This window comes from Phenylobacterium sp. (assembly GCF_036501465.1).
Lineage (GTDB): Bacteria > Pseudomonadota > Alphaproteobacteria > Caulobacterales > Caulobacteraceae > Phenylobacterium.
On record NZ_DASYAF010000168.1, the window covers coordinates 34381 to 42045 of the forward strand.

8 protein-coding genes are annotated in these 7665 nt (G+C 70.4%); 7 read left to right on the forward strand and 1 reads right to left on the reverse strand.

Features of this window, described 5'->3' with window-relative positions; genetic code table 11:
* Positions 1-22 precede the first annotated feature (22 nt).
* Genes VGL85_RS19980 through VGL85_RS19990 form a run of 3 tightly spaced genes read left to right on the forward strand, consistent with a single transcriptional unit; the run spans position 23 to position 3208 of the window.
* Positions 23-385, forward strand: coding sequence for a BlaI/MecI/CopY family transcriptional regulator (locus VGL85_RS19980; RefSeq protein ID WP_331590772.1), 363 nt, complete (start codon positions 23-25; stop codon positions 383-385).
* The gene (locus VGL85_RS19985) at positions 382-2625 is read left to right on the forward strand and encodes a M56 family metallopeptidase (RefSeq protein ID WP_331590773.1); all 2244 of its coding nucleotides are present in this window, start codon (positions 382-384) and stop codon (positions 2623-2625) included. The genes VGL85_RS19980 and VGL85_RS19985 overlap by 4 nt, the downstream gene beginning before the upstream one ends.
* Before the next feature lie 22 nt (positions 2626-2647).
* Positions 2648-3208 (forward strand): hypothetical protein, encoded by a 561-nt coding sequence (locus VGL85_RS19990; protein WP_331590774.1) that lies wholly within the window; start codon positions 2648-2650, stop codon positions 3206-3208.
* 65 nt (positions 3209-3273) lie between these two features.
* On the opposite strand, the gene VGL85_RS19995 is transcribed toward VGL85_RS19990, so the two are convergent.
* Complete coding sequence (locus VGL85_RS19995) at positions 3274-4128, reverse strand: hypothetical protein (RefSeq protein ID WP_331590775.1); 855 nt, start codon at positions 4126-4128, stop codon at positions 3274-3276.
* Between the two features lie 164 nt (positions 4129-4292).
* On the opposite strand from VGL85_RS19995, the gene VGL85_RS20000 reads away from it, so the two are divergent.
* The 4 genes from VGL85_RS20000 (at position 4293) to VGL85_RS20015 (ending at position 7606) form a co-directional block, all read left to right on the forward strand.
* Entirely contained in the window at positions 4293-5069 is a 777-nt protein-coding gene (locus tag VGL85_RS20000; protein ID WP_331590776.1) for a hypothetical protein, read from the forward strand.
* Positions 5070-5072: 3 nt separating this feature from the next.
* On the forward strand, positions 5073-5873 hold the full coding sequence (locus VGL85_RS20005) for a hypothetical protein (RefSeq protein ID WP_331590777.1): 801 nt from the start codon (positions 5073-5075) through the stop codon (positions 5871-5873).
* Positions 5874-6009: 136 nt separating this feature from the next.
* Positions 6010-6786 (forward strand): hypothetical protein, encoded by a 777-nt coding sequence (locus VGL85_RS20010; RefSeq protein ID WP_331590778.1) that lies wholly within the window; start codon positions 6010-6012, stop codon positions 6784-6786.
* A gap of 4 nt (positions 6787-6790) precedes the next feature.
* On the forward strand, positions 6791-7606 hold the full coding sequence (locus tag VGL85_RS20015) for a hypothetical protein (protein WP_331590779.1): 816 nt from the start codon (positions 6791-6793) through the stop codon (positions 7604-7606).
* Positions 7607-7665: the final 59 nt, after the last annotated feature.

A 7665-nucleotide genomic window follows, 5' to 3' on the forward strand; every position in this document is an offset into this window, starting at 1 on the left:
AACGATTACGGGCGTAAACATCATGAAGATCAGCACGGCCGAGAGCGTGGTGATGGGGGCGCTGTGGCAGCGTTCGCCGCTCACCGCCGAAGAGATCGCCGGCGAGGTGGCCGAGGCGCAGGGCTGGTCGGAGGCGACCGTGAAGACCCTGATCAACCGGCTGCTCAACAAGGGCGCGATCGGCGCCGAGCGCGACGGGCGCCGCTACCGCTATCGGCCGCTGGTGGCGCGGGAAGCCTATGTGGAGGCCGAGAGCCAGGGCCTGCTGGACCGGCTGTTCGACGGGCGGCTGGCGCCGCTGGTCAGCCATTTTTCCGAGACCAACAAGCTCACGGCCGAGGACGTGGCCGAGCTGAAGAAGCTGATCGAGGACTTCGAGCCATGATCCACTTCACCATCGCCGGCCTGCTGGTCGACCTGGCCAAGGCCAATATCGCCGCCGCCGTCCCGATCCTCTGCGTGATCGGCGTGCGCCGGTGGGCGCGCGGCCGGCTGGGGGCGCGGGCGACCTATGCGCTGTGGCTGGCGCCGCTGCTGGCGGCGGGCGCGGTGCTGCTGCCGCATTCGGCGGCGCGCACGACGCTGCCGATGACGGTCGCGCCGATCGTGCTGCAGGCCGAAACGGCGGCCGACGTCTTCGTGGCCGAGGCGGTGACGGTGACGCCGGACCGCGGCCCGAACGTTCCGGCGCTGCTGTTGGCGGCCTGGATCGCCGGCGGCCTGTGCGCGGCGGGGCTGCTGGCGCGCCGCCAGGCGCGGTTCGTGGCCTCCCTGGGCCGGCTGACGCCACTGCCGCAGCCGGGCCTGTTCCGCGCGGAGCGCGCTGGCGTCGGGCCGGCGGTGGTGGGCGTGCTGCGGCCCAAGGTGGTGGCGCCGGCCGACTTCGAGACCCGCTTCGCCGCCGACGAACGGGCGCTGATCCTGGCGCACGAGGCCGCGCACCTTCGCGCCCATGACGCGGCGATCAATGCGCTGGCCTGCCTGTTTCGCTGCGCCTGCTGGTTCAACCCGCTGGTCCACCTGGCCGCGCGGCTGATGCGGGTGGACCAGGAGCTGGCCTGCGACGCCGCCGTGGTCGGCCGCTTCCCCGAGCGGCGGCGCGCCTATGCCGAGCTGCTGCTCAAGACCCAGCTGTTCACCCAGCCCCTGCCGCTCGGCTGCCACTGGCCGGCGGGCGCGGAGCATCCCCTGAAGGAGCGGATCGCCATGCTGAAGTCTCCCCTGCCCGCGCGCGGGGCGCGCCGACTGGGCGCGGCCGTGACTCTCCTCGCCTGCGCCGGCGCCGCCGGCCTGGCCTGGGCCGCGAGCCCGCCCGTGACGGCGGACGGCCGCCGCGTCGAGAGCCTGACGACCATCGGCCCGGCCGAACGCCAGGCCGCCCAGGCGCAGGACAACCTGCATCCAAACTACACCTGCGATCGCGCCATCGAGCTCAGCGGCGGCGGCTGCAAGATCATCCGCCAGTCCGTGCACCTGGCCCTGCCGACCCACGGCGACCTGATGCGCCTCTACCCGGCGGCCGCCCTGAAGGCCGGCATCACGGCCGAGGTGGACATCACCTGCAACCTCACCATCCAGGGCCTCTACAGAGACTGCGCGGCGGGCGAGACGGTGGTGCGGGCGCCGGACGGGGTTGCGGTCACCGACGAGACCCGCGCCGCCTTCGGCCAGGCCGCGGTGGCGCTCGGCGGCTACTACCAGGTCCGGATGCGCGAGCCGGTCCGAACTCCCTTCAAGGGCCACGCCGCGGCCAGGATCGTGTTCGCGCCGGACGCCGTGCCCGGAACCCCGCCGCCGCCAGGCGCCATCTTCGCGCGGCCGCCTCCGCCCCTGCCGGGCGCAGCCGCCCCCGCGCCGGCCCCGCCGGCCCGGGTATCGCAGGCGTCACCCGCCAGGAAGCTGCTGGCCGCCTTCGCGCCGCCGGCCGCCGAGACCGGGTTCGTGACCGCGCCCGACTGGGCCGCGAAGCCGAAGGGCGAGGACGTGGCCCGCGTCTATCCGAAGGCCAATCAGGACCGGATGGGCGGGAGCGCGGCGATCGACTGTCGCTTCGCCGGCGACGGGCGGCTCACCGCCTGCAAGGTGGCCAGCGAGACCCCGCCGGGCGACGGTTTCGGGGCCGCGGCCCTGGCGCTCGCGCCGCTGTTCCAGGCCAAGCCGCTCAGCAAGTCCGGCGAGGCGGTGGCGGGACGGGCGATCCGCATCCCGATCCGTTTCCTGCCGGCGGCGCCGGCGGCCCAGGTCGGCCTGGTCACCCGGCCGGACTGGATCGACAAGCCGACCGGCGCCGACATCGCGCGGTTCTATCCGGCCGAGGCGTTGAAGGGGAATTGGGAGGGCTTCGTGACGCTCTCCTGCGACGTGGGCAAGGATGGGCGGCTGGCCGGATGCTCCGCCAAGGACGAGCTGGCGCCCGGCTTCGGCCGACCGGCCGACCTCGGCGAGCAGTTCCGCAACGCCTCGCTGCAGCTCGCCAGCCTGTTCCGCATGCGGCCGCAGACGGTGAACGGCGTGCCGACCGCGGACGGGCGGATCAACATCCCGATCCGCTTCGCCCTGCCCAGCGACCCCGAGGCCGTGGCGAGGCTGAACGCCCTGCGCGACCCGGGCCCCGCCGGCCGATAACCGTCACCGACCGAGTAGTCCGATGTTCCAGGCTGATGCGCCGCCCGCCCAGGCGGCGACCCCCGCGGCTGCCGCCGAGGTGGTGGTCGCGCGCTCCGACCACACCGCCGTCGCCGCCGACCTCGACCTGCCGCTGACCATCACCAAGGCGGGCCGCAGGGAGGAGATGGTGGTGCGCCGCGCCGTGTTCGTCACCGCCCAGGTGATCCAGGTGCGGGCCGCGAACGCCGCCGCCGACGGCACATCCGACGCCAAGTCCGACTCCGGGGCCGACCGCTATCGCTGGAAGCTGGCCGGCTATCTGCAGCGGCAATATTGCGTGCGCTCCCTGGCCGGCGTCTTCGCCTGCACCACGCCGGAGACGGAGGCCCTGCCGGACAAGGCCGAGGGCGAGGGGCCGGTGACGGCGGTGGCGGGCGACTATCCGCTAGCCATCACCGCCGAGCGCGACCTTTCGGACAGCCTGCACATGCGCGCCGAGGCCCTGTTCGCCGCCGACCGCGCGGCGGCTGTCGATCCCCTGCTGAAGGCGGCGGGGGTGAAGGTCGCGCCGAGCGTTCCGCCACGGCCGGGACACAGGTGATACGACGGCTTCGGGTTGCGGCCATTGCGGAACTCCGAGCCCCCGGACCGAAGCGCCGCCCACTGCTATTTGACGGGCGCGGGCGGCGGCGCGGCGGCGGGCGGCGCCTTCAGCAAGGCGGCGAAGGCCTCGGGGAGCCTGGCGCGGCCGGCTTCCGCCCTCGGCTTCCAAACCGTTTCGGCCAGATACTGCGGCTTGTAGTCGACGATATGGGGGATCTCGTAGGCCTTGCCTGGAAGGTCGTTGGGCGCCCGGGTTGTCGGGACCTCCTGCGGCTTGGCCCCGGCCGCCAGGTTCGCCTGCATCTCGGCCACGCCGCCGCGGCAGAGGACCGGGTCATTGGCGCGAACCGGCGCCGTCGCCCATTCGAGCTTGACGGCCACCTGCTCGACGACCTGCTGCGCCTGGGGCGGGAGCGATTGGCCGTAGCGGAAGATCACCGGCCAATTCTTCACCGCCAGCGCGCGTTTCTGGGCCGGCGCCGTGGGGTCCTTGCACCGGAGGCCGTCGAGATCGACCACGGCCAGTTCGTACAGGGCGAAGGCGACGGCGGTCTGGCGCATCTGGTCCGCCACCGGCCCCCGCAGCGAACTCGCCACCTTCCAGACGGAGTTCACATAGGCGATGTCGAACAGAAGGTTGCCGCCATTGACGACCTTCGACCGCTCCCAGTCCAGGTCGAGCAGCATGTCGCCCGGCGCGGTGGTCGAGGCCAGGCGCTTGATCAGCGGCGTCCAGTCCTCGCGCGCGACATAGCCGTCCAGGGCGGCCGCATCGGCCGGCATGGGACCGACGTCGGCGGCCAGGGTCGCGCGAACCCGGGCCTGGGCCGCCGCTGACGAAGCCGCCGGCTCGGCCGCCAGGGTCGCGGAGGCCGCCGCGGTGAACACGGCCGCGAGGATCACAGGCTTCAAACGCATGACGCTACTCTGCACGGCGACCCGGACACGGACGCTTCCGCCGCCTCCTAAAGGACGAAGCCGTTCGGAAGTGTGGCCGCATCGACGTCGGCGTTCGGCCCATAGCGAACCTTCCGCGAGTCCGCTTACAGTCTCCCCAGGGTTGATCCGCTTGGGGGAGCGGCGTGGACATTCACAAGCCAAAGCCGTGGCACGGCCTACGCGAGTTCCTGAAGGAATATCTGATCATCGTGATCGGCGTGCTGACTGCGCTGAGCGCGGAGGCCGGTGTCGAATGGCTGCATTGGCGGCATCTGGCCGCACAACACGAGCAGGACCTTCGCGCAAGCGCGGTGCAGATCGTCGATCTGTCCGTAGAGCGCCTGGCTCAGGCCCCCTGCGCCCGCGCTGAACTCAAGCGCATGGCCGCGGCGCTGCGCGCCTCAGGCGACTGGAAGGGCGCCAACCCCGGCCCGGACACGCCGCCCGGCGAGTACCTGCTCCCGGCCCTGCTGACCCAGGGGCGGCCCTGGCCAAGCGCCGCCTGGGAAGCGGCAGTGAGCGACGGAGCTCTCGTGCACCTGCCGCGAAAGCAGGTGGCGCTGTACGCCTTCCTCTTCGAGGTCGCGCGCGATATCCAACTGCCGCAGGAGCAAGAAAAGCGCGTTCGGGCGCAGTTGACGCCCTTGGCCATCGACCAGTCGCTGAGCGCCGAACAACGCGCACATTATCTCGCGATCGTCGGCGACCTGGACGGGCTGGAGGCCACGGCCGACGCCATGGCCCGCAGCGCCATTGTTCAGGCCGGACAGAAATCGATCCAGCCCGATCCCACCGACATGAAGAGCCGCATGGCGCAGTTGCTTCAGCGGATGCCGCAGGGCTGCGTGCGCGAGGTCGATGTCGATGCGACGCAGAGGACCCGGTCGATCCAGTACAAATCAGCTGCTGCGGGGAACTGAGCCGTGGACATCCACAAACCCAAGCCCTGGCACGGCGTCCGCGAGTTCCTGAAGGAGTATGTGATCATCGTCGTGGGCGTGCTGACCGCGCTCGCTGCGGAGCAGATGGTCGAGGCGTTCCACTGGTCGGAAAAGGTGCGCCATGCCGAGGCTCAGGAGGCGCCCGAGATCGCGAGCATCTATGCCGACGCCTATGAGCGGGACGTCGTTCAGCCCTGCATCGACCGGCGGATCGAGGACCTCAAGGCGGCGCTACTGACGGGGCCCGGCGAGTGGAAGCCGCTCGCGTCCATGATGGTGACGGGCGTTTCGGGACGGGACGGTGTGCTGATCACCCCCAGTCGCCTCTGGCCGGATCAGGTTTGGCAAACGCTCGTGGCGGACGGCACGGTCTCCCATCTGCGCGAGGACCGCGAACTTCTCTACGGCTCCATCTTCGTGCAAACCCAGGCGCTGCGCGCTCGCCACGTTCTGGAGATCGGCGAGGTCTCCGCGTTCAACCTGTTGCACAATCACACCGTCCTATCCTGGCCGGAGCGCAACGAAATGGTCCTGCGGCTGGAGCAGGAAGAAGTCCGCAATGACGGGATGACGAGCAACGCGCGCAGGCTGATGCTCAACATCGCTCGGCTCGGGCCGCCGGACACCAATCTCGCGGAAAGGCAGCTCCTGAAGCAATCGGGCACGTACCGAGCCTGCTTCTTTGCGGGCTTCCTGCCCGCGGGCTCCCGCCCGCCTGCCGACCTGACCCCAGAAGATCGCCGGCTGCTGGGCGTCGCCCCGCCCGCGCCCGCGAAGCCCTGATGCTGCGTCGGGTCGGCGGGTACTGACACGCACCAACCCAACCCGAGCCAAGGTCCGCTACCCACCCGTTGCGGACGTCGGGAGAGTCCGGATATCGGTAACCCCTGAGTTGATCCGCTTGGGGGAGCGGCCGGGCATGGACATCCACAAGCCGAAGCCCTGGCACGGCCTTCGCGAGTTCCTGAAAGAGTACCTGATCATCGTCATCGGGGTGCTGACGGCGCTCAGCGCCGAGGCCGGGGTTGAGTGGCTGCACTGGCGGCATTTGGCGGAGCAACACGACGCGGAACTGGCCATGAGCGCCCAGAGCGTGGCCGCCAACGCCATCCAGCAGCTGGCGGTCGACGGCTGCCTAAGGGGCGCCCTGCAGGAGATCGGCGAGGCGCTGCTACGGCCCGGGACGGCGTGGAAGGGACTGAAGCCGGACGCATCGGGTCCGGTCGAAAGCTACCTTCCGCCGCGCCTACAAGTGCGAGGGCGGCCGTGGGCGTACGCGCCATGGGAGAGTGCGCTCGCCGACGGTTCGCTCACGCATCTTCCGGCCGACAGGGTCCGCGCCTACGCCCTCATCTATCGGACCTCGATGACCGCCGGTGGACAGCAAGGCCTGTTGGGCGACCTGCTGCCGGAGCTGACGCCGCTCGCCTTCGACCAGACGCTGACCGCGCAGGACAAGGCGCGGTACCTCACGGTCGTCGCGCGGGCCGACCGGATCGAATCCAGGGCGGTTTCGATGGCGCGCACCATCGGCACCACTGCCTCGGAGTGGGACTGGTGGCCGCCTAAGACGATGCTCGACCCGCTGATGGCGGCGAACCGCGATCATGAGGGCGCATGCGTGCAGCAGGTCGACCGCGCCGCGTTCCGGAAGGGCGGATCGCTAGTGGTACCCACCCTCCTCCGGAAGCCGTAGCGCCATGGACATCCACAAACCCAAGCCCTGGCACGGCCTTCGGGAATTCCTGAAGGAGTATCTGATCATTGTGGTGGGCGTGCTGACGGCCCTGGGCGCTGAGCAGGTCGTCGAGACGCAGCATTGGCGCCACGAGGTCGAAGTGGCCAAAGAGGCGATCGCGTTCGACCTGAAGCGCACGGTGGGCGGCGCGGCGGCGCAGGACGCGCATACGGTCTGCACCGTCGAACGGCTCCGCGAGATCGACGAAGTCATAGACCAGGCTCAGCGCACCGGGCGACTTCCTCCGTTGGGATGGAGCTTTCAGCCGCCGTCGGCCACCTGGACCTTCGAGAGCTGGTCGGCCCTGACCTCGGGCCAAATCCTGTCGCACTTCCCGAACCGCGAACAGATCATCCTCTCGGGGCTGGCGAGCGAACTGGAGCGGATGCGCGAAATGCGCCGCGTCGAGTCCGACGACTGGGCGACGCTGGAGATGCTCTCCGGGGCCGGCCGGCCTATCGGAGACGCCGAAATTGCGCAGGCCCGTATCGCCGCGAACCATGCGCTGCGCGACGCAGGTCAATTGAAGGTCAGCGCCCGTCTGGCCGAATCCTTCGTGGCGCGCTCCCGGCTGCTCAGCGCCGCTGAGCTTGATCGCGCCTTCCAGGAGGGGCTCAAGGTCGCGCTCAACACAGGCATCTGCCTGCCGAGACCGGCCCCTTCGAAGAGCCTTCCGGATCAAGTGGCGCATTACTTCGTCGCCCCAGCGGCGCGTCCTGGAGACTTGAAACAAACCGGCGACCTGGGCGTGGGCGGCGCCTTCACCCTCGAGAAGTGAGGACGCCCCTGGAAGTTCACAAACCCAATCCCTGGCACGGCCTGCGCGAGTTCCTGAAG